This is a genomic window from Comamonas sp. wu1-DMT, from assembly GCF_040187805.1.
Classification (GTDB): Bacteria; Pseudomonadota; Gammaproteobacteria; order Burkholderiales; family Burkholderiaceae_C; genus Comamonas; species Comamonas thiooxydans.
The window spans coordinates 1-26,979 of the sequence record NZ_JBANEM010000002.1 but is presented as its reverse complement, the minus strand read 5'-3'; the positions used below and the strand labels follow the sequence as shown (position 1 = coordinate 26,979).

Below are 26,979 nucleotides of genomic sequence, written 5' to 3'. Positions count from 1 at the left end.
AAGTCCTGCTCGAAAGCCTTGGCTGCTCAGCTTTGGGGAGCGAAATCCAGTGTCACGGCAAGGCCGGGGTGACGATTGCGGACATGCATGTTGCCGCCATGAAGATGCATGATGCGGGTGACGATGGACAGGCCCAGCCCGGTGCCGCTGCGCTCTCCGTTGGGTCTGGGTGTCGTGAAGAAGCGCTCGCCCAGGCGGGCCAGCAAGGGCTCGGCCACGCCCGGGCCCTGATCGCTGACGGTGATGCGGTGCGGGGCCAGCTCAAGCTCGATCACGCTGTTCTCTGCAGAGAAATCCAGGGCGTTCTGCAGCAGATTGCTGATCGCCAGAGTGACCAGGCCGGCCTCCCAGGGGCCGCTGCTGTCCACACCGCTCAGGCGCATGGCCATGCCGCGTTGCTCGGCATGGCTTTGCAGGGAGTCTATGGCCTGCCGGGCACATTCCATCAGGCTGCAGCCATGGCTGGTGTCCAGTTGCTGGCGCTGCTCGAGGCGGCTGAGCTGGAGCAGCTGGTCGATCAGGTTTTGCAGGCGCAGGCTCTGGTCCACCACCTGTCCGGCAAACATGGCCCGGTCCTGGGGTGGCAGCTCTTCCTGCAGCAACTCGCCCGCGCCGCGTATGGCGGCTACCGGGCTTTTGAGTTCATGGGTCAGGGCGCGTACATAGCCCTCGATATAGTCGCGCCCTTCCAGGCGCTTGCGCATATTGTCCATGGCCTGGGCCAGCTCGCCCAGCTCGCCGGGCATGTCGGGTATGGCCGCAGGAGCCGAGGCCTGTGCGGGGTGGGCAGACTCGTTGAGCGTGGGGGCCTGCACCTGTTGTGCATAGTTGCGCAGCCGGCGCACGTGAAGCACAAACCACCAGGTCACCGCACAGCCCACGGCGGCGGACAGCAGCACAAACAGCAGGCCGCCGCGCAGAATCTTCTGCTCCGCGCCGTCGACGATTTTCTGTACCGAGCTGGAAGGCTTGGAGGTGGTCAGCACCCCGGCAATCTGGCCGTCCACCATGATGGGCGCGGAGACATACATGACGCTGCTGGATTCGTCCTCCTTGACGGCTCGCGTGGTGCGTGCGCCATATTCACCGCGCAGCGTCAGATAGACATCGCGCCAGCGCGAGTAGTCGGCTCCCTGGTCCCTGCCCTGGGAGTCGAATAGCACCATGCCCCGGGCGTCGGTGACGGTGATGCGCAGATCCAGCGTGGTCTTGCGCGTGTCCCAGATCCAGGCCTGTATCGGCTTTTGCGTGTAGCCCTGCAGCTGAGCGGCAAACGTGCTGTCCGCTCCGGCTTGCAGCCTGCCTTTCTCCATGTCGGCACTGGCCAGCGTGGCAAGCGCATAGGCGGTCTCCACCAGCGTGTCCTCGGTCACCTTGCGCACGCTGGGCTTGATCTCCACCATGAAGACGCGCAGTACGAAAAAGGCGGCCAGACCGTTGATCAGGAAGAAGGCGAAGAAGAGACGCAGGCCCAGACGCATACCGGCTATCCGGGCTGGTTCAGGCTATAGCCCAGACCGCGGTGGGTGACGATGAGCTCCTGATCGGGCAAACGCTCGCGCAGTTTGGCGCGCAGGGTCTTGATATGGGTATCCACCGTGCGGTCCGTGCTCTCGCTGTCCAGCCCCCAGATTTGCTCCAGCAAGGCGTCGCGGCTCAGGATGCGGCCTGCCGCATTGACCAGACTCTGCAGCAGCTGATATTCGCGCCTGGTTAGATCCAGCGCCTTGCTGTGGATCAGGGCACGCTGCCCTTGCTCATCTATTTGAAGTGCTCTCGCAAGCTGGGCGGGTGCTGCAGGCTGAAATTGCCTGGATCGGCGCAGCAGGGCGCGGGTGCGCGCCAGCAGTTCGCGGGGGCTGAAGGGCTTGGTCAGATAGTCGTCTGCGCCCAGCTCCAGGCCCAGAACCTTGTCCATCTCCTCGCCTCTGGCGCTGAGCACCAGCACCGGAACAATCGAGCCGGCAGAGCGCAGCTCGCGGCACCAGTCCAGGCCGTTGCCATCGGGCAGGCCTATGTCCATGAGCAGCACATCAAACGCTGTCCTGCTCCATTGCTGACGCGCATCGGCGATCAGCAGACTGTGGGTGACGGCAATGCCCTCGCGTTCCAGAGCGTAGCAAATCGTTCTTGCAATGGCCGGGTCGTCTTCGAGCAGCAGCACCTGCATGGCTGACGTCTGAGGGCTGAGCATGCGGGTCAGCTGATCGGGTGGATGGCGTCCGGGGCCAGAAACTGCTGAGAGACCTGGATGAATTTGTCGCGAAAATCCAGTGAGCGGTGGCGGCGGACGGTGGGCCACTGCTTCTCGAAGTGCCTGGCGAGAGCTTCGACGAGAAAGACCGAGCGGTGCTGCCCGCCCGTGCAACCTATGCCCACGGTGACATAGCTGCGGTGGTCTCTGGCCAGCAGCGGCAGCCAGCGTTCGAGGAACTGCTGTATATCCAGCTGCATCTGCTGCACCTCGGGCAGGGCGCCCAGATAGTCGGCAACCGGCTTGTCCAGGCCCGTCAAGGCACGCAGTTCCTTGTCGTAGAAGGGATTGGGCAGCATGCGCACATCAAACACATAGTCAGAGTCTGTAGGCATGCTGTGCTTGAACCCAAAGGACTGGAACATCAGCGTCATCTGCCCTGTGGGTGCTTCGATGATCTGCTTGATATAGCTTTGCAGCTGCGCCGACTTGAGGTCGCCGGTGTCGATGACGATGGAGCGGTCGCGCAGCAGGCCCAGCAGCTCGCGTTCCTTTTCGATATCGAGCTCCAGTGCCTGGCGCTCGTTCGTCAGGGAGCCGGGGGACAGAGGGTGGCGCCTGCGGGTTTCCGAAAAGCGCCTGATCAGGGTGCTGCTGTCGGCATCGAGAAAAATCATGCGCGGCATCAGCCCCTGCTTTTTGAGGCGATGCAGCTGCTCAGGCAGCTGAGGTAGGCCCTTGGCGCTGCGTGCATCCATGGCAATGGCCACTTTCTCGTCCTGATGGTTGAGCTTGAGCTCCACAAAGGACTGCAGCAGTTCCGGGGGCAGGTTGTCGACGCAGTAGTAGCCAGCATCCTCCAGCGCATGCAGCGCAACGGATTTGCCCGATCCGGACATGCCGCTGATCAGAACAATCTCCATGGACATGATTTCAAACTCCTCTGACTTTGCCGCTTTTGCGTGCTGTAGTGCTGGCCTTGGCACTTCGGGCCTGGGTGGCCGATGGACGCTGGGCGCTGTTTGCGGCCTGCTTTGCAGGCAATCTTGCCATGGCCAGCATTTCTCTGGCATGGGCCATGGTTGCTTCGGACAGGTGCTCGCCGCCCAGCATGCGGGCCATTTCCATCTCGCGCTCCTCGCCAGTCAGCGGATCCACGCTGCTGATGGTGGTGTTGGACTTGGGGCGCTTGGTCACCCGGTAGTGCTGGTCTGCGTAGGCAGCGACCTGGGGCAGGTGAGTGACGGCCAGCACCTGGCGTGAATCGCCGAGCGAGTGCATGAGGCGGCCCACGGTTTCGGCCACGGCTCCGCCCACGCCGGAGTCCACCTCGTCAAAGATCAGGGTCCCGGCCTGGCCCAGTTCGCTGGTGGTCACGGCGATGGCCAGCGAGATGCGCGACAACTCGCCGCCCGATGCCACCTTGGCAACGGGTTTGGGCGTGGCGCCGGTATGGCCTGCAACCAGAAAAGTGATGCTGTCCGTGCCCGCGGGACTGGCGGCATCGGCATGCTCGAGCTGCACTTCGAAACGGCCGCCCTTCATGCCCAGGCTTTGCATGGACTGGGTGATGGCGCGTGACAGGCGTGGTGCAGCAAGGGTGCGCTGCTGCGAGATTTTGCGCGCCTCGGCCTGATACCTGAGATGGGCGGCTTGCTCTTTGGCGCGCAGCCCCTCCACGTCGACGGCAGCATCCAGCTGGTGCAGCTCCTGTTTCCAGCCTTCGAGCAGGGCGGGCAAGTCCTCGGGTGTGCGCTTGTAGCGGCGCGCCAGTTGCATCCACAGCGACAGGCGTTCATCGAGATCGGCCAGCAGCTCGGGATCCAGATCGGCGCGGCGCAGATAGGCTTGCAGCGAGTGACGGGCATCGTGCAACTGGGCCACACAGGAGCCCAGTACGTCGGCAATGCTCTGAAACTCAGGCTCAAGATGCTCCTGGTCCTGCAGCAGGTGGTGGGCCCTGCCCAATGGGGTGGCTGCTCCCGAATCGTCATCCTCCAGCAGTTGCAGGCAGGACTGGGCCGAGTCCATCAAGGTCTGCGCGTGTGACAGACGTGTGTGCTGGGCATTGAGCTCATCCCACTCTTCGGCGCGCGGCGACAGCTTGTCCAGCTCGGAAATCTGCCATTGCAGGCGTTCCCGTTCGCGTTGCAGATTGTCCTGGGCCGATAGCGCCTGCTCCAGTGCCTGATGGTTCTGGCGCCAGTCCAGCCAAAGCGATTTGAGCTGGGCCGTTTCAATGCCACCGTAGGTATCCAGCATGGCGCGTGCTGCATCCGGGCGGGTCAGGCTTTGCCAGGCATGCTGGCCGTGAATGTCGATCAGTTGATCGCCCAGATGGCGCAGCTGCGTGGCTGTGGCGGGAGAGCCGTTGATCCAGGCGCGGCTGCGGCCCAGACTGTCGATGACGCGGCGCAGCAGCAAATCCTGCTCCTGCGCAAAACCCGACTCTTCCAGCCATTCATGAAGATGGGGCGGGCAATCGAACTCTGCGCAAATATCTGCCTGAGGGCAGCCTTCGCGCACCACCTGTGCATCGGCTCGTGCGCCCAGCACCAGTTGCAGAGCGTCGAGCATGATGGATTTGCCGGCCCCGGTTTCGCCGGTAAGCACCGTGAAGCCGGTCTGCCAGTCCAGATCGAGTGACTGGACAATCACAAAGTCCCGCAGGACGATGCGCTTCAAGGCCATGGTCAGACGCCTCCCTCGTTCCAGCCCAGTTTTTTGCGCAGGGTGTCGAAGTAATTCCAGCCCTTGGGGTGCAGAAAGTGCACGCTGTGATCGGCGCGCGTCACCAGGATGCGGTCACCATGCTGCAGCGATTTCAGTGACTGCATGTCAAAGTTCGCGCTGGCGTCGCCTCGGCCGCCCACCACCTCGATAGTCACTTCCTGAGCGTCGGAGAGCACGATGGGGCGGTTGGAGAGGTTGTGCGGCGCGATGGGCACCATCACCCAGGCCGGAATCGAAGGGTGCAGCATGGGGCCGCCGGCCGAGAGCGCATAGGCGGTGGAGCCTGTGGGAGTGGCCACGATCAAGCCGTCCGCGCGCTGGTTGGAGACAAAGCTGCCGCCGACCTCGATGCGCAGCTCCACCATGCCCGAGGTCGAGCCACGGTTGACCACTACATCATTCATGGCCTGGGCTTCAAACACGCACTGGCCGTCGCGCATGACGCGAGCATTCATCAGGGTGCGTTCGTCTTCCTCGTACTCGCCCTGCAGTATGGGCGTGATGGAGGCTTCGAATTCGTCCAGGGCGATATCGGTGACAAACCCCAGGCGGCCCTGGTTGATGCCGACCAGCGGCGTGCCATAGCGCGCCAGATGGCGGCACACGCCCAGCATGGTGCCGTCGCCGCCCACCACCAGGCCGAGGTCGCAATGCCTGCCCAGACCGTCAACGTCCATGCTCGGGTAATCGGGCAGGCCCGCATAGATGGCGGACTGGGTATCCAGAATCACCTCACAACCCAGGCTGCGCACGTAACCGGCAATCCGTTGCAGCGCTTCGCTGGCTGCATCGGACGGAACGCCTGCTGCGGGTGTGTGGTACTTGCCGATCAGGGCAATATGGTGGAACGTGGATGTCATCTGGGAAATTACATCATTAAAGAGATGTAAGTTTTTTGATTTTCGAAAGCATCTTTGTCTTCACGGCACTGTCACGCTCGCCTTCTATGGCGGCGATGACGATCCAGTCTTTCACATTCTGGCCTAGCTCTTCTGCCAGTGCGCCAGCAATCGCTGGGCTCAGTGAACCCCGGTATTTGGCCGTGTAAAGGCTTCGCTTCGCTAGGCCAAGTAGGTCAGCCCATGCGCTCAAGTCTCTGACCTTTTCGGCGTCTGCTAGCAGGTTCATTGTCGATTGCATATAGGCTCCTTACTCATGTTGTATAACGGTTACACATGATGAATAAATCATACGCTCCTATTGTTATTCAATGTGAGTAACGCTAGTCTCCGTTTCGTTACTCAATGTGAGTAATGAAACAGGAGCGGCCAATGTCTCAAAACTCTTCCCCGGATAACGTCCCCATCGCCAAGCATGGCACTGCCGATAGCCTGGCCGCTCCCGGTTGTGTCGGCGCTGGGGGCACCCTCAATCAGTCGATTCGCAAATCATCTAGCCGTGCGTTGTTCGTTGATGACTTGTCTGGCATGAGCGTCCAGCGGAACCCAGGCGGTGCCGGTGGCGCTTGGGGTGATGGAGCAGCAGGCAGTTTGAACCGGGCTTCTGAGATTCCATCTCTGACGCCTGCTTTGATCGCCGAGTACAGCACCCAGTACGTGAGCAGCATTCCTATGGTTGCTGCGATGAATGGCAATAGCAGTCCTAGCCCAATAAATCCCATGGTGGCTTCTCCCTCTTTAGAAGCTGCCGATCTTAAAGATCCTCCATTTGCTCTCGCCTGTCGCAACAGCGCTCAGTGGCAATCCATTGCTGACTTCCTGACTCGTCAGAACCTGCGCCAAGTGCTGAAGGCCCGCGCGCAGGCCGCTGCGGCGAGGGGCCCCGCTTGCGGGGACACGTCCGTAGCGGGCGAAGCCCGAACCCTCCCCGTTGGTAATCACGGGGAGATCGTTGCCAAGGGAGTGAGCGCATGAGCACCCGCGAATTCGTCGTCTTGTTCATCGTGTGCGTTGTCGTGAGCTGCACAACGGTGTTTGGGGGCTTTCAATGACTCGTCCCTCTCTGGTTCTTGATGGCAATGAGGTCAAGCTGCGCCTGCAGGCCGAGCGCACAAAGTCATCTGGCGCTGTGCATATCGACTGGCTGCGCTTCACCACTGACCTCAAGCACGCACCTATCCCCACGCTGGAAGTGCTGTTCCCCACGCCTGTGCAGGACTCGCTCCTGAATCCGCGCAGTCTCGCTGAGCTGGATATAGAGCAGTACCGACGCATGAAGTTGTTGCGCGTCCTGCGTGACATGCCAGATCAGGACTTCGCAGCCAGTGCCCAAGCGCATGCCCTGGCGCAAAAGGTCTGCAAGGCTCTCGGCCCTGATTTCAGCATTGAACCCGAAGTGAAAAAAGGCCATGACTTCTACCGCTTCCGGTGGTCGATTGTTCGCAATGACGCTGAATGCGCATGGGTGGGCTTCCTGGCCTCGGGCGAGAGCCCACGCCAGCAAGCACAAGCCAAGACCATTCACGCCAACGTCTACGGCTCCGCATGCACCTTTGCCCGTGGTGACTGGCGTCATCGCATGGCAAATCTCATTGAAGAGGTGAACGGAAAAATCACCCGTATTGACTACGCCCTGGACTTCTTTGATGGCATTCGGGGTGGCCTGGAGCGTATCCGTGATGACTGGCATGCCGGCCTGATGGATGTGAATGGGCGCAGGCCCAAAGCCAACACCGTCGGCCCATGGGTCGATGGCGGTCGCGGTCGCTCCTTCTACTTCGGTAGCAAGGAAGCGGGCAAGCAAACCAATGTCTACGAAAAGGGCGTGCAGCTCTTTGGCGAACTGGATGCAACGCAGTGGGAGCGTGTGGAACTGCGCTACGGAAACAAGCTCCGCGACTTGCCGGTGGACATGCTCCGCCGCGCTGATGACTTCTTCGCAGGTGCCTCGGACTGGCATCAAAAGATGCTTGCAGAGCACGGCAAATACGCCGAAGGCGAGGGCGTCAAGGTGCGCTCAAAACAGGCTGTTCAGACCGTCAAGGCCGAAGTCACGCGTGCTGTGCGTTGGCTGACGAATACCGCTGGTGCAAGCGTAGCGCTGGCCTTTGAATTCCTCGGCCATGACGAATTTCTAGAAATCGTCACTGGCCGCAAAAAGCCGGGACGGCTTGCCAAGTTCTCCAACTTAGAAATCAGCGCCGCCTGTGCGTCGCTGCATGCCCAAGTTTTTCAACCCAAGGTCCGTTCTATCGGACTAGCCCACTAAAGGAGCGGCTCCCATGAAGATGACAAGCCAAGCAGTGCTGTTCGGTATCGAGTGCAGCAAAGGCGAATTCGAAAACACCAAATACGACTCGACCAAGTTCCACCTGTCGGTGGACATGGCCCAGAAGAGCAACGGCAAGAGCCTGGGCATCGTTACACGCCCATTCAAGTTCGGTGACAGCACCGAATTTCAGAAGTGGGAACACCTTGCCGACCTCATGGGCCGTGGCCGTGGTGTGCCCGTCGAATGCGATTTCGATGTGGTCGCCAGTGCTGACGGCGTGAAGCTGACCCTGTTGGCCATCAAGACCGCCAGCACGGCCAGCGCCAAGGGCGCACCAGCTCAAGCCTGACCATGCCCCGTTACGTCATCCAGTCGGCCACTACAGGCCGCTTTCTAACGGCAGACCCTGAGGGCGGTGAGCCTCTGTGGGTCTCTCTGCTCCAGCAGGCTGGCGGTGGTGTGACGGATGACCATGAGCGCATTGCCCAGCTCATGGCCGACTACTGCGAGCCAGATGATTTTCCGCAGGTGATCGACCTCGACCGCCTGGGCACTGCAAACGACTACTGAGGTCATTCGATGACTGACGGACAAGACGAAATCGACGCCGACACGGCTTGCTGCAAGGAATGCGGCGCGATCAACGTGGGCTTCTACCTGGACGAGCTCGTCCAGTGCGGATGCCCTTCATGTGGGTCGCATGACCTGATGACCTATCAGGAATACAGCGATGACTTTGACGACTACTTGAGAGAGATCGGGGGCTGATATGGATATCCAGGACGACACCTGCTGCTGCTATCAGTGCGGCGCAATCAACATCGGTTTCACGCTTGAAGAGTGCGAAACCTGCCCTGAGTGCGGTGCATATGACATCGCTGCTTATGAGGACGTCTGCCATGAGGTCGACAACACCGACCAGGGCGACTAATGACCCTCTTCGTCTGCACCCAGATCGAAGCGCCATGCCAGCCCGGCAACCAGGTCGCGATAACGGAAATCACCGTTCAAGACTTTGCCGCGCTGGGCATCACGCCCGCAAGCATTGGCACTTCCGTCGCTCTGGGCTTCGGAATGGTGTTCTTCCTGGCCATGCTCGGTTTCGGCCTGGGTGTGGTGCTCCAGATGATTCGTCGTCACCTGTGAGATTGCAGCTGAGAGCTGGCATTTCGCCTGTTCTCCGGTGCAAGTTCGCACCTTGTTTGATGAAAGGAAATCCTATGAAAAAGTTCAACGCTCTGCCCGCTCTGCGCGCTCGTTCTGTTCAAGCTGCTCTGGCAGTTGCTGCCATGGTTGCTGCTTCTGGCGCTCACGCTGCTGGCCTGGACGATCTGTTTGCCGAGGTGGATCTGTCCGGCATTGCCACCAAGGTCACCGCCCTGGCCGTGGTGATCGTTGGCATCGCCCTCGTGATGAAGGGCCCTGCCATCGTCAAGCGCATCATCGCCAAGATCTAAGGCGTCGCCATGCTGATCGTCGCCCTGGTTGTCGCCGTGCACGCTGCGTTTGCGCTGATCGGTGCAATCGGGGCGATTTGCTTTTTCATGCTCGCAAGGATCTAGGCATGCGCAACATCATCCAGGTCCTTTTCCTCTTTGTTCTCTCCTTCTGCAGTACTGCGTTCTCTGCCGAGCAATGCGAGACACCATTCTCTCAAATCGGCGGTCAGTATTACTACGGCGAAATGGCCATTTGCAACGCGAGCGGCGCGCGCTATAACCCCAAATGGAGTGCGACTAGAGCGCAAATCTCTGGATCTAAAATTGTCTGCTATGGCTCTTCAAAGCAGGGCGATGGATCCACTGTTGAGGCGGTCATGGCCTATGTGGATTTCTCCATTGCCCCTTGTCCTGTTTGCCCTGCGGGGCAGTATTTTGACAAGGCTAAGGGACAGTGCACGCAAGATAAGTGCTCTGCGCTTGCCGCCTTTTGCGCTGCCGCCAAAGGCTCTCAGCATTCATATGCCACCTACGATGGTGATGCAGCTACATCCTGCTATCAGCCTCCTGATGACCTGTTTTGGCACGAACCTAAGTTTCCTGGCTGCAGCCAAGGTTGCATGGCGAATGCCGGCCCAAGCACAGGCGTAACCGATAGCACCGGCAAAACCCTCTACAAGGGCATGGGCACCCTTACAGGCGGCAAGTGCAGTTATGGCACGCCTAGTGAGCCTTCTGCGCCTGATGCACCGCCTCCTGCGGAAAAAGCCGAACCAATAGACAAGCGTTGCGCCGGGCAAACCGGAACGGTAAACGGCGACACGGTTTGCATACCTGCTGCGAGTGCCACAGGCGTGGACTGGACAGGTACCACAAAGAACAGCGACGGCACCAGCACCGAAGGCAAGACCACCACAACATGTTCTAACGGCGTCTGTGAGTCCACCACTACTAAGACCACCAAGGACGCTAGCGGCAACGTTACAGGCACTACGACCTCGACAGACAAGGTTAGTCAGGACCAGTACTGTGCAAAAGCCAAAAACAAGGACGGCATGCTTTGCGCTGCGGTCAATGCAAATCCTGTCCCGGGCAAGGACAGCCAGAGCGGCACAGGCTCAGGTACTGGAAGCGGTAACGGGAACGGCGATGGCGACGGCTGCACCATCAAAGATTGCGGCAGCGACACAGGCGGTGGCCCTGGTAAGGCGGGTCTTCCTGGTACTGGAGCTGGTGAGTTCGGCAATCTCTATGAACCCAAGTATCCGCAGGGGCCTGTAGAGGTCTGGAAGCAAAGCAGTGCAGGCATCAAGAACTCCGGTCTTGGCTCTCTCGCAATGGCCTTGATGCCAAAGATCGGAGACGGCGGATCTGCACCAGTCTGGATTGTCGATTTCAACTTCTGGCCCCTGGGCGATATGGGCACGCATGACATATCTCCGCCGCTCTGGCTCTGGGCGGCTCTTATGTCCATCACCATCCTGACCGCGCTCGTTACCGCGCGTCGCCTGATCTTCGGAGGCTGAGCATGCTCGACTGGCTCAAGCGTCGTATTGATGCATTTTTCTCGTGGCTCACGGAGTCTCTGACTGAGTATTTCAAGTGGGCCAAGGATGTTGTTGATGCTTGGTACAAGTGGGCTGCAGATCTCATCAAGGCCATCTTTAAGGCCGCCTGGGACATGTTCACGGATGCCGTGTCCTGGCTGATTGAGAAGCTCTTCGAGATCATCAAAGCTGCGCTCGATCTGGTCGATGTTTCGCCCCTCAAAGGCATCGCTGACAACATCAACCTGCCGCCCGAGATTGTCAATGTGATGCAGCTATCGGGCATTGGTACGGCCATGGCCATCGTCGTCGTGGCTATTGGCATACGGCTCACGCTCCAGCTCATCCCGTTCACAAGGCTCGGCTCATGATCAACGGACTAGAGGGCATTAACGGCTCCGGCAAGAGCTATGAGGCAGTGGCCTTTCATGTGCTGCTTGCGCTTAAAGCCGGCCGCATGGTCATCACGAACCTGCCTCTCAATGTCGAAGCCTTTGCCGCTATCGATCCGGCGTATCGCGACTTGATCGAAGTCCGCACCAAGCCAGCGCCACGCCTTGGCAATTGGAACGCGGCAAATATTGCAGAAGAGGATGCGTTTCAGCTCTGGACAGATCGTGAGCCTGAGCCTCAGCCTGAAAACGTTTTTACGTTCGGAACTGTTTGGGATTACTACAGCACTTGGCGTAGTCCAAAAGGCCAAGGGCCGTTATATGTCGTGGATGAATGCCATGTGGCATTCCCGAAGCTCGGCACACCTGACAGCGTGGTTCAGTGGTTCAAAATTCACCGACATTTCAATGCCGACGTCTTGCTACTGACGCAAAGTTTCCGAGACATTAATCAGCCCATCGCTAGCCTGCTTGCCACACTGATTAAGTGCCGCAAGGCCGATATTCTGGGCAAGAGCGATAAGTACATCCGCAAGGTGCATGCGGGCTATCGTGGAGCGCTTATCCAGACAGATGAGCGCGAATACAAGAAGCAGTATTTCGGGCTGTACCGCAGCAACACGCAAAGTAGCGGATCTGCTGAATCCGGGGTGACTGACGTCAACCCCATGATCGTCAAATTCAACCGCTTCAAATGGGCTTGGATGGCTCTCTCGCTGCTCTGTGTGGTGTGGGCCTTCTGGCCTGATGGTGAGCGCGATGTATGGGGCCGCAGGGTCGTGCCTTCGCCACCCGTCAAGCCGCGCGTCCTCGGGCCAGCACCTGGAGCTGCTGTGACGCCAGTTGTTGCTTCACCCACTCCCACGCCGGCCGAGCCTAAGCTCCTGGAGCCTCAACCGGCCACCGCGGCCGAGGCAGCACCTCAGGTGAAAGACCCGCTGTTCGGCAAGCAGTTGCACGTCGCAGGTGATCTGTCGAAGAAGGGCAAGAGCGTCATGCTCTTCATCGTCAGCGACGGCACCCGCCGCATGTTTGAGGTCACCAGTGATGATTTGCAGGATGCGGGCTACAGCGTCAAGCGCTTGGCTACATGCATGGTCACGGTGAAGTTTGAAGGCGTAGTTCGGCCCGTCACCTGCGACGCGCCATACCTCAACACCGGCGGCCAGGACAGGCCACTTGTCATTGATTCCGCGACTGGTGCCCGCAGCGATGGCCGCAACACCCGCTATAGCAACGCGCCAATGCCCCAGGAAGTGGCCCAGGTGCGCCATGAACAGCAGCAACAGACAAGCAGCTACCTTGAGGCCCTGGCGAAGCGCAATTCGCAGGTGCGCTCTATCCTGATGGATAACTAGCGTTATGCGATCACGATTGCGCCGCGTTCTGCTTGCGATCGCAGCACCATCTTGCGGTAGCTATTTGCGCTCTCGTACTCGTTGCGGCTTACTGTGGGGATGGGCTTGCTCAGTGCAAGCTTGAGTTGGCCATCTTTCGCAAACTTCATGAAGGCTCGCGCGCGAGTCTGAGCATCTTTCCACCACTGGGGGATTGCGGGGACTGCCGGATATTCAACCAGGCCGCGCGCCTTCATGGCCTTGGTGATGAAGCTGCGGATCTCGCGGCCGAGGCGCGTAGTGGGGCGCGATGTGTTCCAGATCGGCCTGCCGAAAGGCAGCACCAGTTGCAGCGCCATTGCCTCTGCATACTTCCTGAAATTTGCTGCGATTGCCATGATTTGCCGCCTTTCTGGTGTACCGGGCCCCTAGATTCGGAGCCGGGTCGTCAACTGTCTGCTGCCCGTTTAACTGTCCCTTGCTTGCACCGTTCCCCTGAGTTCTTCGCCGTGCCTTTAGCGGTATCAGGATGGCGTTTCGGAGTGGGGAAGCTTTGTAAAGCGGAGCTTTATGAATACCCCCGGAGAAAGGACAAGGCCGAAGGCCGCTCCTGATTTAGCGTGGCCGAAGAGGCGAAAACTCCGGGGAATGGTGCTGGGCGCGACGTATCACGGGCAGCTGACGCCGTGCGGCGAGCACATAGAGCACCGAAGAGTGCTCATTCTTTGGATGTACAAGAGGGGTGGGATTAGTGACTGTTTACGGTTATGCGCGCGTCTCAACACAAGACCAGACGACAGCGACTCAGATGGCTGCATTGCTGAAATCTGGCATTGAGAAAAAGAACATCGTTCAAGAGAAAAAATCGGCTGTTAAAACTCGTCCAGCACTTGAGCAGCTGCTGAGAAAACTCAAGAAGGGCGACGTCCTGGTCGTCTACAAGCTGGATCGATTAGCGCGCAGTGTTTCGCACTTCATCAAGGTTTTTGAAGACCTCCAGGCGCGCAAGATTGACTTTCGTTCACTCACTGAGGCTATTGAGACCACGACGCCCCATGGCCGGATGTTTCTGCATCTGCTGAGTGCGTTCGCTGAGTTTGAGCGCGAGTTGATTCGGGAACGTTGTCTTGCAGGTCAGCGGGCTGCGCGTGCTGCTGGAAAGACTTGGGGGAGGAAGCGGGCTTTGAGCGATGAGGATGTTGCAGCAGCTGTGTCTGCATGGCGCTCTGGCTGGTACAAGCAAAAAGACCTTGCTGAGATGCTTGATGTGTCAGTTGCTTGCTTAAGAGATCACATCTATCGTGCCGAAAAGCGAGGGCGCTGGCTGGAAGTGAACTTACGTAAGTAAAATGAAATCATGCTCGACGAACGTGCCAAGTTATTGCTCAAAGCGCTGATCGAGCGTTACATCGCTGACGGTCAACCAGTCGGCTCGCGCACTCTTTCACGTGCATCCGGGCTTGAATTGTCGCCTGCCACCATACGCAACGTGATGGCCGACCTGGAAGAGATGGGCCTGATCATCAGCCCTCACACATCGGCAGGCCGCGTGCCGACAGCCAGGGGATACCGCCTGTTTGTCGACACCATGCTGACTGTGGACCGCTGCGATCTTGTAACGCCCGGCCTGATGCCTGAACAGCCGCAGAAGGTGATTGCCAATGCGGCCAATCTGCTGTCCAACCTCTCCCAGTTCGTGGGTGTGGTCATGGTGCCGCGTCGCAGCTCCGTCTTCAAGCATATCGAGTTCGTGCGCCTGTCGGAGCGGCGCTTTCTGGTCATCATCGTCTCGCCCGAAGGCGATGTGCAAAACCGCGTGATCTTCACGGATGTGGATTACGAGTCCTCGCAACTGATAGAAGCCTCGAATTTCCTCAATCACCATTACGCCGGTTTGACAATGGAGGAGGTGCGCACGCGGCTGCAGACCGAGGTGGAGCAATTGCGGGGCCAGGTTGCCAGCCTCATGCAGGCAGCGGTGAATGTAGGCACTGAGGTCATGAGCAACCATGATCGCGAGGATGTGGTGATCGCCGGCGAGCGCAATCTGCTGTCCGTGAGCGATTTTTCCAGCGATATGGGCAATCTGCGCCGCGCTTTCGACCTGTTCGAGCAGAAAACGCAAATCCTTAGGTTGCTGGATTTCTCCAATCAGGCTGATGGCGTACGCATTTACATCGGCGGCGAGAGCCAGACCGTGCCGTTTGAAGATTTGTCTGTAGTGAGTGCTCCCTATGAGCTCGACGGCAAGGTGGTTGGCACCTTGGGGGTGATCGGCCCCACGCGCATGCACTACGACAAGATGATTCAGATTGTCGATATCACATCCAAACTGGTGAGCAATGCTCTGAGTCACAAGCGTTAGGCCCTACAATGGCGAAGTTTTTCTGGTGGCAGCCACGGCTGTTGTCAGTGTTGGGGCGTTAGCTCAGTTGGTTAGAGCAGAGGACTCATAATCCTTTGGTCGTCGGTTCAAGTCCGCCACGCCCTACCAAGCTGCATGAAAGCCTGCCGTCTTCATCGATGGCAGGCTTTTTCTTTGCATGAACGCGAAAAAGTTGTCGATTTGGTCCGAGAGCCGTTTTTGCACTGCTAGAATACAACCCTGTTGCGGCTGTAGCTCAGCTGGATAGAGTACTTGGCTACGAACCAAGGGGTCGTGGGTTCGATTCCTGCCAGCCGCACCACAAAACGTCAAGCCTCAGAACTGAAAAGTTCTGAGGCTTTTTCGTTTCTGGGGTCAGGCTTTGGGTATCAGCAGGGTGAAGCTGCTGCCTTGGCCCAGCTGGCTGCTTATCTGCAGGCTGCCGCCATGACGCTGTGCCACGGTGCGCGTGAAGGCCAGGCCCAGGCCCACGCCATCCATGCGCTGGTGTTGCTGCAGGCGCTCGAACGGCTGGCTGAGTCTGGCCAGCGATGCCTCGTCCATGCCGGAGCCATGATCGCGCACGGCGATGCCCCATTGGCTGTCTTGCTCGACAACGGCGACTTCCACTTGGGCGCCGCCATCCCCAGTCGGTGGCTTGCCGTATTTGATGGCATTGCTCAGCAGGTTGATGACGGCGCGGTGCAGCAGGCCGGGGTCGCCATGCACGCAGGCTTCGGCATCCGGCAGCTCGAACACCAGTCGCATGTTCTGCTGCTGGGCAAGGGTCCAGCAATCCGAGACGGCCTGATCCGCCAGCAGACCAAGATCCACGACTTCGCTGCGGTATTGCTGCTGCTGGGCTCTGGCCAGATGCACAAAATCGTCTGCCAGCTGAAGAGACGACTGGGCATAGCCCTCAATGCGGTCAAACAGTGCATCTTGCGACTCGATGCGCTTGCCTGTGCGCTGCATCTCCAGCAAGGTGATGATGGAGCCTATCGGGGCTCGGATATCGTGGGAGATGAACTGCATGGCCTGGTCGCGCTGGGCCTGTGCACTGCGCAGGTCGCTGATATCGACCAGGGTGATGAGCCAGCCTGAGGTGGGCGGTGCCTCGAAGCTCTGGCTCAGCAGCATCAGATGGCGGCCCTGGGTGTCGCGCCCTTCACTCTGGCGTGACAGAGTGGCTTGCTGCAATGCACTGTGCGTGAGCAGTGGCGTGCTGCAGGCAGTGCGGCCACCGTCGCTGCTGGCGCTGTTCAGGCCGTGGAGCAGGGCGACCAGATCGTCACCTTGCTGGAGTTTGTGCTCCAGGCTTTCGATATAGCGGTGCGCGGCCGTGTTGGCAAGCAGCAGCAGCCCTTCGCGGTCGCAGACAAAAGTGGCCGAGGGCAGTTGGCGCAGGCTTTCGCTGACGAAGTGATGCAATGCGCGCAGCTGGCGCGAGGCTTGCTCCACAGCGTCGATCCGCTGATCGAGGGCATCGCTCTTGAGCGAGGGCGCGGGCAGGCCCTGGCCCTGCAGATCGCGCAGCTCCAGCGCCAGAAAGCGTGTGGCGGCGCGCAGGCGCAGCCAGCTCCAGAGCGGGTAGGCAAGCGACAGGCTCAGCAGTGCCGCAGCGGGGGCTGTCTGCACATGACCCCAACGTGGCGCCAAACCGGCTATCGACAGACTGAGCAAGGCCAGCAGGATGCTGGAAATCAGCCCGCCAGAAGGGCCGAGCCAGGCCAGAGCCAGCAGGCCCAGCAGTACGGGCAGCACATTGAGGCTGCGGTTGAGCGTGGCAGTGGCTGGCTCCAGATGTGTGCCCTCAAGGATGCCGTTGAGCACATGGCCCAGCATCTCCACATTCGAGATCAGGCGCGCATCAAAGCCGATGGGGGCTGTGAATTTTTCGCCAAGACCTGCGGCAGTGGCTCCAATCAGCACGTATTTGCCGCGAAAAGCGACCGCTGGGATATTGCCGCGCAGGATGTCGATATAGGAGTAGGTGGTGAACGGCGAGCCCAGGCTGTTCTGGCGGTCCCGCGAAGCCCGGGCAAAAGCGATGAACTGGGGCTGCAGCTTTTGCCAGGAGTTGGCTGCAACCGAGTCTGCTGGAGGTGGGGCAGATGGTTGGCAGGGTTGGGTGGTCTGGCCCACGCAGTGCAGGCTCAGCGCCATATGCCACCAGAGCTGGCCGGCCTTGCCTTCCTGCGCATAAAAGCGTCGCACCACACCGTCGGCATCCACAGGCATCTGGGTGTGCCCCAGAGCAGCAGCCTCGCTGGCAAGGCTCTGTAAAGGGGTGGTGGCAGCGCTTTGCGCGGCGCGCGTGACGGGCAGCACTACGTTGCCGCTTTTTTGCAGTGCTCGTTGCAGCAGCAGATCGTCGCCGGGGTAGTCCCAGTCTTCCTCGCTGAAGACCACATCCATGCCGATGGCGCGGGGCTGCCCTTGAGTGATGCGCTCCAGCACGGCGGCGTGCAGCGCGCGGCGCCAGGGCCAGCGGCCTATGCTGTCGATACTGTCATCGTCGATGGCCACGATGACAACCTCGGGCGAGGCTGGACGCTGATGAAGCCAGGCCGAGGTGTCCTGAATAATGCCGTTGAAACGTGCCAGCTGCCCCGGGCCGCTGAGCCACCAGGTCATGCCGAGCAGGAAAGCGCTAAGCAACAGCCAGCTCAGGCGCAGGTCCTGCAAGCGGTTTTTACGCAGGTTGGGCGCTTCAACCATGTGGGTGACTCGGTGAGAAGCTCATAAAACAATAGCTTCCAGCGCTTGTCATATAAGCGATCAAGATATGAATCCTATGAAGCTTCATGGAATTCAAGCGCTGGCAGCTATGGTTTTTACTGGCGCATCAAGCGTGAACCGTCGCCGGAAGTCAGCGCCTGCCCCTCGGATGAGGTCACCCAGTTGCCGGTCTGGAATTGGCGCGCGACAGAGAGATTGCTGCGCAGGCCGTTGGCATCCTCGACCTGCATCTGCAGATAGTAGGTGCCAGGAGGCAGATCCTGCGTGCTCCACTGAGGCTGGGTTATCCAGGTGTCGATCAGGGGCGCAGTGAAACCGGCGTCGCTGGCCACCACGATACGGTAGCGTTGACCCTCTTCACCTGCCCAGTGAATATGGCTGCTGCCTTCGCCGGGCGCGCCGCCGATCTGCAGTTCGGGCGATTTGGGTGCCAGGGCCAGTTTCATCTTTTGCGGGGCGGCGAAAGGACCCGCATCCGGCTGGCCGTTGCCGAGCTTACGGATGCTGCCTACGCGCCACATATATTCGCCGACAGGCAGCTTGGCCAGCGTACTGGCAGACAGGGCACAGTCCTTGAGGTCGTTGGCGTCGATGAGCGGCTGGGCAAAGCTGCCGTCGGCTGTGGCTACCTGGATGCGGTAGGCCGAGGCTTCCGCCACCTGGGTGCATTGCAGGCCGTGCTGGCCCTGTCCGATGGTGGCTTCAGGTGCTGGAGACTCATAGAGCGGCGGCACAGGATGAGCTTTGACGCGCAACACTTGCACGCTGCGTTTGCCAGGAATGCCGTTGGCGTCAATGGCGCGAATGGCCGCAATGTAGCTGCCGTCTTCGACACCTGTCAGGCGTGCAGGCGACCTTGTGAACATGCCGCCGCGCACGATCTGGGTCAGCTCCTTGTCCTGAGCGAGCAGCACTTGGTAGCGCACGGCACCAGCCATGGCTGGCAGGGGCAGGCTGACCCAGTTGGCGTCTTCGACAAGAGCGGGCCAGGCCGCAATATCGGGAGCCCCCAGCATGGCTGTGGGCTTGCCGATCTGGCCGTTTGCGGAGACGGACAGACCTTGACCTGGCCTGAGCAAGGCTGAGGGCTGGCCCGTCTGCACGGCGACCGAGCCTTCGTCGACGGCAGCAGCCGTGCGGCCCTCGTCATCACTCATCACCAGAAACTGGGTGCCGCGCACGCTGGTCGAGGCCGCCGGGGTGCGCACCTCGAAGCGGCGCTCGCCATTGGCTTGCCTGGACACTTTTGCTTCAATTGCGCCCTCGCGCAGATCGATGACGGACTGCAGACTGCCGGCTCGGCCTTTGCGGCGCATCTGGCGCAGCTCGACATCGGATTCGGACTGCACGCGCACCAGTGAGCCATCTGCGAGGCGCACGGAGACAAAGGCGTTGGCCGGAACCTGGAGCGAATCGCCTTCCTGCAGCAGCTGGCCTTTTTGCACGGGCTGAGGCGGCGCGTTGACGGAGTCTGCGAGATGGCTCGCAGAGCGTGTGCTTTGCACATCGCCTTGCACAAACACCACCGAAGCCATCGCGGCGCGCAACAGGCGTGTGGGAATTTCCAGCACCGAACCGGGGCGCAGGCGCAGGGGGTTTTCCACCTTGTTGTGACTTTGCAGCGCTGTCCAGCGCTTGTGGTCGCCCAGATAGCGTTCTGCCAGCATCTCCAGCGTATCTCCAGTCACCACGCGGTGGGCAATGGCATCGTTGCCGCGAGGAGTGATCTGGGCATGGGCCAGACCTGTTGCCGTCATCCCTCCAAACGCCACCCACAGCATGCCTGCGCCCAGAATGGGCATCGGGGAGTGGACGGAAAAGAGGTTTTGACGTAAATCAGGCATTTTTAAAGCTAGGTTATGGGGGCTGCCGAACTCAGGCAGCTGGGGCTGCGGGCTGCGCAGCTTCGGGGGCATCCAGGCGGTAACCATAGCCATAAACGGCTGAAATGGCATAGGGCTGACCAGCGCGCAGGTTCAGCAGATTGCGCAGGCGCGAGACATGGGTGTCCAGCGAGCGCGACTGCACCTCGGCGTTGTGGCCCCAGACGACTTCGCGCAGATGATCGCGCGAGAGCAAACGGCCTTGGTTCTGGAACAGCGTCAATGCCAGAGTGTATTCACGGTGCGTAACCTCCACGGGCTGGCCGTCCATCTCTATGCCATTGGTGGTGGTGAGAAAGCGGTAGGGGCCGAAGTCCAGCACGCTTTGTGCCGTCAGCGGATAGGCACGGCGCAGCAGGGCAGCGATGCGAGCACGCAGCTCGCCCGCGCGGATGGGCTTGATCATGAAGTCATCGGCGCCGCTGGCCAGGCCTTCGACAATGTCGGCCTCTTCGCTGCGGTGGGTCACGAAGATGACCGGCACTTCCTTGCTGATCTGCTCGCGCACCCAGCGCACGATATCCGGCCCGCTGCTATCGGGCAGCTCCCAGTCAATCAGCAGCAAATCGAAGCTTTCGCGGCGCAGGGCTTGCTGCAGGGCGGCCCCCTTGAGGTAAGAGTGACAGCTATGCCCGGCTTCCGTCGCGACTTGTTGCAACAGTTCCAGTTGTAGCGGATCGTCATCCAGAGCAGCAATACGCATCGGTAGTTCCTTTAGTGCGAAGGATTACATCCACGCTGTCCTTTGAATGCGGAGGCAGCGTCCATCGGGCAGCGAGGAGCTATTGCTCGGCCGCCTCACGCAGTTGTTCCAGAGCCTGGATCACCAGGTCATCGCTGACACCGTCCAGTGTCTGCAGGCACGGCTTGATGGCGGCCAGAGCCGTCGCGCCTTCGCGCTGCAACCGGGCGATGTTCTGCCCCGCTTCCTTGGGGGCGGCAAAGCCCAGGCTTTGCAGCAGCAGCTGACCGTCGGCGGCCACCAGCTTGAAGTAGAACTGGCCATCGGATTCGCGATACTGCTTGAACTGGGGCAGTGCAGTCTTGGCAGCCTTGGTCTTGGCCTTGCTGGCTTGCGCCAGGTTGCGGATGCCCACGGCGCCGCGCAGTTGCTGCAGCAAAGGAGTCGCCAGCTTGCGTGCCTTGATGGCACCGGCCTGAAGAATCTCTTCCAGCTCTGCCGGGTGGGCAATCAGGTATTCATAACGCTCGCGCATGGGGGCGATTTCACGGTCGATGCGCTCGAACAGGATCTGCTTGGCATCGCCCCAGGCAATGCCTTCGGCATATTGCTGGCGCAGGGCGGCACTTTCCTCTTCGCTGGCAAAGCCTTGATAGATCTGGAACAGGGCCGAGCCTTCGACTTCCTTGGCCTCGCCGGGGGCGCGCGAGTCGGTGGTGATGCTGTTGATGAGCTTCCTGAGTTGTTCACGTGGCGCAAACAGCGGAATCGTATTGTTGTAGCTCTTGCTCATCTTGCGGCCGTCGAGGCCGGGCAGGGTGGCGACGGACTCTTCCACCACGGCCTCAGGCAGCGTGAAGTACTCGCCGCCGTAGATGTGGTTGAAGCTCGACGCCATGTCGCGTGCCATCTCCAGGTGTTGCACCTGATCGCGGCCCACGGGAACCTTGTTGGCGTTGAAGATCAGAATGTCGGCACCCATGAGCACGGGATACATGAAGAGACCGGCGGTCACGCCGTCGTCAGGTTCGCTGCCGGATGCATTGTTCTTGTCCACCGCTGCCTTGTAGGCGTGGGCGCGGTTGAGCAGGCCCTTGCCGGTCACGCAGGTCAGGAACCACGTCAGCTCCGGAATCTCGGGGATGTCCGACTGGCGGTAGAAGGTCACATGCTCGGGGTCGAGACCAGCGGCCAGCCAACTGGCGGCGATTTCGATGGTCGAGCGCTGAACGCGCTCGGGGTCCTGGCACTTGATGAGCGCGTGGTAGTCGGCCAGAAAGTAGAAGTTCTCCACATTCTTGTCGCGACTGGCTTCGATGGCGGGGCGCATCATGCCTGCGTAGTTGCCCAGGTGTGGGGTACCGCTGGGGGTGATGCCGGTCAGAAAACGGGTGGTGCTCATAGGGATCAACAACAGATATCAGTAGCAGACCAGGCGCTGGGCTCAGCGCAGCAAGGCCATGAAGGGGTAGAGGATCAGATCGATGGCCGAGTAGCCCAGGCTCATCAACGGGCGCAGCCAGTAACTGCCGACCACGCCGGCAATCACCAGTGCCATGACGATGAAAAAGCCATAGGGCTCGACACGCGCCACCAGTTGCGCCTGTTTCCAGGGCAGCAGACCGACCAGAATGCGGCCGCCGTCCAGAGGCGGCAGCGGAAAGAGATTGAAAGCCCACATCACCAGGTTGACCAGAATGCCGGCGCGGCACATCTCTAGGAAAAAGCGCTCGTGCAGACCTGTGCCTACCAAGACGATCAGCAGCAGGCCCCAGAACACGGCCTGCACGAAATTGGAGGCAGGGCCGGCCAGCGCTACCCAGATCATGTCGCGCTTGGGGTGGCGCAGATGGTCAAAGCGCACGGGCACGGGCTTGGCATAGCCGAAAAGAAACGCGCCCGAGGTAGCGAAATACAGCAGCAGCGGCATCAAGATGGTGCCGATGGGGTCGATATGCTTGATGGGGTTGAGCGTGATGCGACCCATCATGGCTGCGGTGTTGTCGCCAAAGTGACGCGCAGCATAGCCGTGCGCCGCCTCATGAATGGTGATGGCGAACAGCACGGGCAGTGCGTAAATTAGTACGGTTTGTATGAGTTCGGTGAGTTCCACGCACTGATTGTCTCAGACGCCGCGCCAAGCTGCTGTCTTGTACCGGGACAAGCCGTTTGCCGTTGCAGAAATACGGGTTGCACATAGTTGTGTGGTAAACCAGATGTTGCAAAATGCAACTCGCGCAAATCCGTGGTTGCTGCCTGCACAGCGGAACAGGTTTTGTGCGGGTTGACGAAATCACTACATAACACGGCGTTCGGCAGGACAGGGCAAGGGGATCAATATGACGGTAAGCAAGCGACTGGTGATTGCATTTGTCAGCATCAGTGTTTTTGTCCTGGCTTTGATGGGAATTGCCTGGTCAGCGATGTCTGATGTGCTGGAGGTGTTGAAGGCGGGATCGCTCACGGCGCAGCAGTCGCAGAACTTGATGGCGGAAGTCGAGCGTTCGCGCTGGTGGCTGCTGGCACTGGGCGCCTGGGTCTGCATTTCCTGCACTTGGTCCTGGATCAGCCTGCGCCGCCGCATCGTGGCGCCCTTGCAGGAAGCCATTCTGATTGCCGAGACCGTGGCGGCAGGTGATTTGAGCAAGGAGTTCTCTTCGAATGCCGAAGGCGAGTTCGGTCGTCTTCTGACTGCGCTGAGCACCATGGAAGACACGCTGACCGAGCTGGTGGGCCGTATCAAGCAGTCCACTGATTCGCTGGCTGTTTCGGCCTATGAAATCGATGCGGGCAATATCAACCTCTCCAGCCGTACCGAGCAGCAGGTCAGCGCGCTGACAGAAACCGCAGCCAGCATGGAGCAGCTCACCGTCACCGTGCGTCAGAACGCAGAGCGCGCTCATTCGGCCAGCTCTCTGGCAGTCACTGCATCGGCCACGGCCGGACGTGGCGGTGATGTGGTGGACCAGGTCGTTCACACCATGGATGCCATCAGCGGCAGCTCTCGCAAGATTGTGGACATCATTCAGGTCATTGAAGGTATCGCCTTCCAGACCAATATCCTGGCACTCAATGCGGCCGTGGAAGCGGCTCGCGCCGGAGAGCAGGGGCGTGGCTTTGCCGTGGTGGCCAGCGAGGTGCGCTCGCTGGCGCAGCGCAGTGCCGAAGCGGCCAAACAGATCAAGGAGCTGATCACGGCCAGCGTGACTCAGGTGGAAAGCGGCTCTGGCCTGGTGGGCCAGGCCGGCAGCACCATGAAGGAAATCATGCAGTCCGTAGGTCAGGTCACAGGTCTGCTGAGCGAAATCTCCGGTGCGCTGCAGCAGCAAAGCGAGGGCATCGCCCATGTGAATACGGCCGTGGCTCACATGGACAGCACCAATCAGGAAAACGCCGCCCTGGTCATGCAGGCCACGCAAGCCGCTGCTGCGCTCAATGCGCGCACGCAGGATCTGCAGCAGGCGGTGGGGGCCTTCAAACTCGATGACGATGAGTCACCTGCTCTGGCTCCTTCTGCCATGCCGGCTCCGCGCGGAGCTGTGGCCGCGCAGGCGCGTCCGGCTCGTGCCCGCGAGCTGGCCTATGAAGAACTTTGATTCAGTGAATTTCGTGCAGATAGCCGTAAATGGCTACGACGGTAAAGCCGAAATGGAGGCAGATAGCCATTCCCAGCAGGACTCTGCGGCGCAGTATGGAGTCATCGGCCTGTGCCGACAGCCCTGGCGAGACATGGAATGACTTGCCTCCGGCATAAGCCCGAATCGTCCATGCCGTCCAGAGGGTGGCCAGGGCATAGATCAGCCATGCCTGAGACGCCTGCCAGAACAGCACCGCCACCATCACCGAGTACGCGCACAAAGAGACGATGAGCCAGGGCCAGTGGCGCTGAACAAAGTCTTGCGGCAGCTGCTTTTCCTGCATGAGGCCGCGCCTATTCGGGCTGAAGGCCTATGTCTTTCAGGCCGCCCATGCCCTGGCGCACCACGACGGGGGGATTGTTCAAGGCCATGGGCGTGAGGTCCAGCACCGTGGTGGGTTGCTGCGGACAGGCGCCTGAGTCGACCACGGCGTCCAGCTCATGGGGGAAGCGCTCCAGAATCGACTCGGCATCATTGAGCGGCTCGGTCTCGCCGGGCGCGATCAAGGTGGTGGCCAGCAAGGGCTCGCCCAGTTCTTCCAGCAGCAGTTGCAGACCTTTGCGATCCGGCACGCGCAGGCCGATGGTCTTGCGCGAAGGGTGGCTCAGGCGCTTGGGCACTTCCTTGCTGGCTTCAAGAATAAAGGTGTAGGGGCCTGGCGTTGCCAGCTTGAGCAAGCGGTACTGGCGGTTGTCCACGCGGGCATAGTTGGCCAACTCGGACAGGTCGCGGCACAGCAGCGTGAGGTGGTGCTTGTCGTTGATCTGCCGGATGCGGCGCATGCGGTCCACGGCGTTCTTGTCGTCCAGGTGGCAGACCAGGGCATAGCTGGAGTCAGTGGGTACGGCAAGAATGGCGCCCTTGCGCAGCATGTCCGCAGCCTGCTTGATGATGCGAGGCTGCGGGTTCTCTGGATAGACTTCAAAAACGGTGGTCATGCAATCTCTCTCTGTGATTTATGCACGCTGTATGCGGTCCTGCAGCAGCTCCCAGACGGGAGTGAGCTGGCTGGGCAGATAGGGCAGTTGCCCCAGGTCTATCTGCGATTCATCGGGGCTGTGAAAGTCGCTGCCGCGCGATGCGGCCAGGCCGAATTCCAGGGCCAGATCGGCATAGATCGCATATTCGTGCGGACGGTGGCTGCCGGTCACGACCTCCACGCCCTGGCCGCCGAGTTCCTTGAACTTGGAAAACAGCGCATATTCCTCGTTATGGCTCAAGTCGTAACGTGCCGGGTGGGCAATCACGGCCACGCCGCCGGCATCCACGATCCAGCGCACGGCGTCCTCCAGATTCGCCCAGACATGGGCGACATAACCGGGCTTGCCTTCGGTCAGATAGCGTTTGAAGACCTCATAGGTGTCGCTGCAGACTCCGCTCTCCACGAGAAAGCGCGCGAAGTGGGTGCGCGAGATCAGCTCGGGGTTGCCTGCATGGCGCAGTGCTCCTTCATAGGCGCCGGGAATGCCGGCCAGTTCCAGCTGCCTGGCCATTTCGCGGGCGCGTGGGCCGCGACCGTTGCGAGTGTCGTACAGGCCTTGGGTCAGAGCTGCGTTATCGGCGTCAAAGCCCAGGCCCACGATATGTACGCCGCTGCCCGAGAAGCTGACGGAAATTTCAGTGCCTGTCAGGTAGTCCAGCCCTGCTGACCTGGCTGCGGCTGCTGCCCGGTGCTGGCCGCCGACCTCGTCGTGATCGGTCAGCGCCCAGAGCTCCACCCCTCGCTCGGCGGCACGCAGAGCCAGTTGCTCGGGCGTCAAAGTGCCGTCGGAGACGACGGAGTGGCAGTGCAGATCGGCGTTCAGATAGGTTTTGGGCACGGCTTGATTGTAGGCGGCTGTACGCAATCATGATTTGTGTCATAGCACGAGCGCTATTGCGGTCGAAGCTTGTAACAAAGCTCAAATCTCCTGCAAGTATGCCGATTAAGGATTGGCTACAGCGCTTGTGAGTTTCTGAATTCGTTAAGGCTGCCACGGTGTTGCTTGATCTATTGAGATGGATAAAAAATGAAATTGAATCAGTTCTCTGTGTCACAAAAGCTGTGGGCTTTGGTGATTGGCTTGCTGGCGGGCTTGCTGCTGGTGTCTGCAGGCAGCCTGATCTATCTGGACCGCGTGTACGTGAGCATCTCCAAGGAGGCCACGCGTACCCGAATGGCAGCCAACATTGCCAGTGAGTGGCGTCATCTGACCGAGCAAAGTGTGGATCGCTCCATCGTCGCGGCCATTTCCTCCGAGGAAAACCTGGTGGAGCAGCAGCGCAAGCTGATGAGTGACGGGATTGCGCATATCACCGAGCTGCAGAAAAAGCTCAACGAACTGGTCACTGACGATGAATCGCGCAAGGTGCTGGACGAGGTCGCCGAGCGCAGGCGCGCGACGCTGGAGAGCAATGCAGCCGTGCAGGCCGCGCGCAAGGACAATGATTTTGCGGCGGCCTTCGATCTGGTTGAAAAACAGCTGCGTCCCAACGCCAAGGTCTACGTGGATGCGCAGCGCAAGTTTGTGCAGTTGCAGGAGCAACGCAGCCAACGTGCGGTTGCCGATGGCGAAGCAAGCCAGTCTCAGGCCTATGTGGCTATCGGTCTGGTCTGCGGCCTGATCGTTTTGCTGGGGCTGGCGATGGCGGCTCTGATCCTGCGCTCGATCATCGCTCCGTTGAATGAGGCGGTAACTCTGGCTGACTCCATCGCTGCCGGCGACTTGACGGCAACGGTACGCAATGACCGTCATGACGAACTGGGCCGTCTGCTCAAGTCCCTGAACGCCATGGCCGAGCGCCTGCGCTCCGTCGTCGGCCAGGTGCGCTCGGGCGTGGAGTCCGTCTCTTCGGCTTCGGGCCAGATTGCCACGG

General features: G+C 60.2%; 30 protein-coding genes and 2 tRNA genes. 17 read left to right on the top strand and 15 right to left on the bottom strand.

Translation table 11 applies throughout. The annotated features are described in order from the left end of the window. Positions 1 to 26: 26 nt before the first annotated feature. The 6 genes from creC to V8Z78_RS04170 are packed head-to-tail and all read right to left on the bottom strand — an operon-like array spanning position 27 to position 6,067. Complete coding sequence (gene creC / locus V8Z78_RS04195) at positions 27 to 1,481, bottom strand: two-component system sensor histidine kinase CreC (RefSeq protein WP_046461105.1); 1,455 nt, start codon at positions 1,479 to 1,481, stop codon at positions 27 to 29. 5 nt (positions 1,482 to 1,486) lie between these two features. Next, on the bottom strand, positions 1,487 to 2,170 hold the full coding sequence (locus V8Z78_RS04190; RefSeq protein WP_012837146.1) for a winged helix-turn-helix domain-containing protein: 684 nt from the start codon (positions 2,168 to 2,170) through the stop codon (positions 1,487 to 1,489). A gap of 29 nt (positions 2,171 to 2,199) precedes the next feature. After that, complete coding sequence (gene rapZ, locus V8Z78_RS04185) at positions 2,200 to 3,123, bottom strand: RNase adapter RapZ (RefSeq protein ID WP_003066057.1); 924 nt, start codon at positions 3,121 to 3,123, stop codon at positions 2,200 to 2,202. A gap of 4 nt (positions 3,124 to 3,127) precedes the next feature. After that, the gene (gene recN, locus V8Z78_RS04180) at positions 3,128 to 4,885 is read right to left on the bottom strand and encodes a DNA repair protein RecN (RefSeq protein ID WP_046461106.1); all 1,758 of its coding nucleotides are present in this window, start codon (positions 4,883 to 4,885) and stop codon (positions 3,128 to 3,130) included. Between the two features lie 2 nt (positions 4,886 to 4,887). Next, complete coding sequence (locus tag V8Z78_RS04175) at positions 4,888 to 5,787, bottom strand: NAD kinase (RefSeq protein WP_003066061.1); 900 nt, start codon at positions 5,785 to 5,787, stop codon at positions 4,888 to 4,890. Between the two features lie 16 nt (positions 5,788 to 5,803). Then, the gene (locus tag V8Z78_RS04170) at positions 5,804 to 6,067 is read right to left on the bottom strand and encodes a hypothetical protein (RefSeq protein ID WP_349730987.1); all 264 of its coding nucleotides are present in this window, start codon (positions 6,065 to 6,067) and stop codon (positions 5,804 to 5,806) included. 131 nt (positions 6,068 to 6,198) lie between these two features. Between V8Z78_RS04170 and V8Z78_RS04165 the strand changes: the two genes are divergently transcribed. The 11 genes from V8Z78_RS04165 to V8Z78_RS04115 all read left to right on the top strand — a co-directional run bounded on the left by V8Z78_RS04165 (position 6,199) and on the right by V8Z78_RS04115 (position 12,834). After that, positions 6,199 to 6,801 carry a hypothetical protein gene (locus V8Z78_RS04165; protein WP_349730986.1) on the top strand — a complete coding sequence of 201 codons (603 nt, stop codon included), beginning with the start codon at positions 6,199 to 6,201 and terminating at the stop codon, positions 6,799 to 6,801. A gap of 298 nt (positions 6,802 to 7,099) precedes the next feature. Beyond that, the gene (locus V8Z78_RS04160; protein ID WP_349730985.1) at positions 7,100 to 8,095 is read left to right on the top strand and encodes a replication initiation factor domain-containing protein; all 996 of its coding nucleotides are present in this window, start codon (positions 7,100 to 7,102) and stop codon (positions 8,093 to 8,095) included. Between the two features lie 13 nt (positions 8,096 to 8,108). Continuing rightward, on the top strand, positions 8,109 to 8,447 hold the full coding sequence (locus tag V8Z78_RS04155; protein ID WP_349730984.1) for a hypothetical protein: 339 nt from the start codon (positions 8,109 to 8,111) through the stop codon (positions 8,445 to 8,447). Between the two features lie 2 nt (positions 8,448 to 8,449). Then, positions 8,450 to 8,668, top strand: coding sequence for a hypothetical protein (locus V8Z78_RS04150; RefSeq protein WP_349730983.1), 219 nt, complete (start codon positions 8,450 to 8,452; stop codon positions 8,666 to 8,668). A gap of 9 nt (positions 8,669 to 8,677) precedes the next feature. Continuing rightward, on the top strand, positions 8,678 to 8,866 hold the full coding sequence (locus V8Z78_RS04145; protein WP_349730982.1) for a hypothetical protein: 189 nt from the start codon (positions 8,678 to 8,680) through the stop codon (positions 8,864 to 8,866). Position 8,867: 1 nt separating this feature from the next. Continuing rightward, positions 8,868 to 9,029, top strand: coding sequence for a hypothetical protein (locus V8Z78_RS04140; protein ID WP_349730981.1), 162 nt, complete (start codon positions 8,868 to 8,870; stop codon positions 9,027 to 9,029). Next, complete coding sequence (locus tag V8Z78_RS04135; protein WP_349730980.1) at positions 9,029 to 9,244, top strand: hypothetical protein; 216 nt, start codon at positions 9,029 to 9,031, stop codon at positions 9,242 to 9,244. The genes V8Z78_RS04140 and V8Z78_RS04135 overlap by 1 nt, the downstream gene beginning before the upstream one ends. A 74-nt stretch (positions 9,245 to 9,318) precedes the next feature. Then, complete coding sequence (locus V8Z78_RS04130; protein WP_349730979.1) at positions 9,319 to 9,555, top strand: hypothetical protein; 237 nt, start codon at positions 9,319 to 9,321, stop codon at positions 9,553 to 9,555. 107 nt (positions 9,556 to 9,662) lie between these two features. After that, a complete protein-coding gene (locus V8Z78_RS04125; protein WP_349730978.1) occupies positions 9,663 to 11,063 on the top strand; it encodes a hypothetical protein in 1,401 nt (466 codons plus the stop codon). Between the two features lie 2 nt (positions 11,064 to 11,065). Continuing rightward, positions 11,066 to 11,455, top strand: coding sequence for a DUF2523 family protein (locus V8Z78_RS04120; protein WP_349730977.1), 390 nt, complete (start codon positions 11,066 to 11,068; stop codon positions 11,453 to 11,455). After that, entirely contained in the window at positions 11,452 to 12,834 is a 1,383-nt protein-coding gene (locus V8Z78_RS04115) for a zonular occludens toxin domain-containing protein (RefSeq protein WP_349730976.1), read from the top strand. The genes V8Z78_RS04120 and V8Z78_RS04115 overlap by 4 nt, the downstream gene beginning before the upstream one ends. A gap of 2 nt (positions 12,835 to 12,836) precedes the next feature. On the opposite strand, the gene V8Z78_RS04110 is transcribed toward V8Z78_RS04115, so the two are convergent. Beyond that, positions 12,837 to 13,211 carry a hypothetical protein gene (locus V8Z78_RS04110; RefSeq protein WP_349730975.1) on the bottom strand — a complete coding sequence of 125 codons (375 nt, stop codon included), beginning with the start codon at positions 13,209 to 13,211 and terminating at the stop codon, positions 12,837 to 12,839. Positions 13,212 to 13,555: 344 nt separating this feature from the next. Between V8Z78_RS04110 and V8Z78_RS04105 the strand changes: the two genes are divergently transcribed. From V8Z78_RS04105 to V8Z78_RS04090, 4 genes are all read left to right on the top strand, one after another. Further along, complete coding sequence (locus V8Z78_RS04105) at positions 13,556 to 14,161, top strand: recombinase family protein (RefSeq protein WP_349730974.1); 606 nt, start codon at positions 13,556 to 13,558, stop codon at positions 14,159 to 14,161. Between the two features lie 9 nt (positions 14,162 to 14,170). Continuing rightward, positions 14,171 to 15,178: a heat-inducible transcriptional repressor HrcA gene (gene hrcA / locus V8Z78_RS04100; RefSeq protein ID WP_003066063.1), complete on the top strand. Its 1,008-nt coding sequence runs from the start codon at positions 14,171 to 14,173 to the stop codon at positions 15,176 to 15,178. Between the two features lie 52 nt (positions 15,179 to 15,230). Further along, positions 15,231 to 15,307: transfer RNA gene (locus V8Z78_RS04095), tRNA-Ile, on the top strand. Positions 15,308 to 15,423: 116 nt separating this feature from the next. Further along, positions 15,424 to 15,500, top strand: a tRNA-Arg gene (locus V8Z78_RS04090). A 53-nt stretch (positions 15,501 to 15,553) separates the two neighbouring features. Here V8Z78_RS04090 and V8Z78_RS04085 read toward each other — a convergent pair. The 5 genes from V8Z78_RS04085 to V8Z78_RS04065 all read right to left on the bottom strand — a co-directional run bounded on the left by V8Z78_RS04085 (position 15,554) and on the right by V8Z78_RS04065 (position 22,598). Beyond that, positions 15,554 to 17,899, bottom strand: a complete 2,346-nt coding sequence (locus V8Z78_RS04085; RefSeq protein ID WP_046461107.1) for a CHASE2 domain-containing protein — start codon at positions 17,897 to 17,899, stop codon at positions 15,554 to 15,556. A 116-nt stretch (positions 17,900 to 18,015) separates the two neighbouring features. Next, positions 18,016 to 19,722, bottom strand: coding sequence for a FecR family protein (locus tag V8Z78_RS04080; RefSeq protein ID WP_046461108.1), 1,707 nt, complete (start codon positions 19,720 to 19,722; stop codon positions 18,016 to 18,018). Between the two features lie 73 nt (positions 19,723 to 19,795). Then, positions 19,796 to 20,506, bottom strand: a complete 711-nt coding sequence (locus V8Z78_RS04075; protein ID WP_003066085.1) for a response regulator transcription factor — start codon at positions 20,504 to 20,506, stop codon at positions 19,796 to 19,798. Between the two features lie 79 nt (positions 20,507 to 20,585). Then, positions 20,586 to 21,887: a tryptophan--tRNA ligase gene (locus V8Z78_RS04070; protein ID WP_046461109.1), complete on the bottom strand. Its 1,302-nt coding sequence runs from the start codon at positions 21,885 to 21,887 to the stop codon at positions 20,586 to 20,588. 42 nt (positions 21,888 to 21,929) lie between these two features. Further along, positions 21,930 to 22,598, bottom strand: coding sequence for a site-2 protease family protein (locus tag V8Z78_RS04065; RefSeq protein ID WP_003066089.1), 669 nt, complete (start codon positions 22,596 to 22,598; stop codon positions 21,930 to 21,932). 226 nt (positions 22,599 to 22,824) lie between these two features. On the opposite strand from V8Z78_RS04065, the gene V8Z78_RS04060 reads away from it, so the two are divergent. Next, the gene (locus tag V8Z78_RS04060; protein WP_003066090.1) at positions 22,825 to 24,081 is read left to right on the top strand and encodes a methyl-accepting chemotaxis protein; all 1,257 of its coding nucleotides are present in this window, start codon (positions 22,825 to 22,827) and stop codon (positions 24,079 to 24,081) included. A gap of 1 nt (position 24,082) precedes the next feature. On the opposite strand, the gene V8Z78_RS04055 is transcribed toward V8Z78_RS04060, so the two are convergent. From V8Z78_RS04055 to V8Z78_RS04045, 3 genes are read right to left on the bottom strand one after another with little or no spacing between them, the layout of a single operon-like run. Further along, the gene (locus V8Z78_RS04055) at positions 24,083 to 24,406 is read right to left on the bottom strand and encodes a hypothetical protein (RefSeq protein ID WP_003066092.1); all 324 of its coding nucleotides are present in this window, start codon (positions 24,404 to 24,406) and stop codon (positions 24,083 to 24,085) included. A 10-nt stretch (positions 24,407 to 24,416) separates the two neighbouring features. Beyond that, a complete protein-coding gene (locus V8Z78_RS04050) occupies positions 24,417 to 25,061 on the bottom strand; it encodes an L-threonylcarbamoyladenylate synthase (protein WP_003066094.1) in 645 nt (214 codons plus the stop codon). A gap of 18 nt (positions 25,062 to 25,079) precedes the next feature. Then, a complete protein-coding gene (locus tag V8Z78_RS04045) occupies positions 25,080 to 25,943 on the bottom strand; it encodes a 3',5'-nucleoside bisphosphate phosphatase (RefSeq protein ID WP_034357719.1) in 864 nt (287 codons plus the stop codon). Between the two features lie 189 nt (positions 25,944 to 26,132). On the opposite strand from V8Z78_RS04045, the gene V8Z78_RS04040 reads away from it, so the two are divergent. Further along, on the top strand, positions 26,133 to 26,979 hold an 847-nt coding region (locus V8Z78_RS04040), incomplete at its 3' end, for a HAMP domain-containing protein (RefSeq protein ID WP_349730973.1).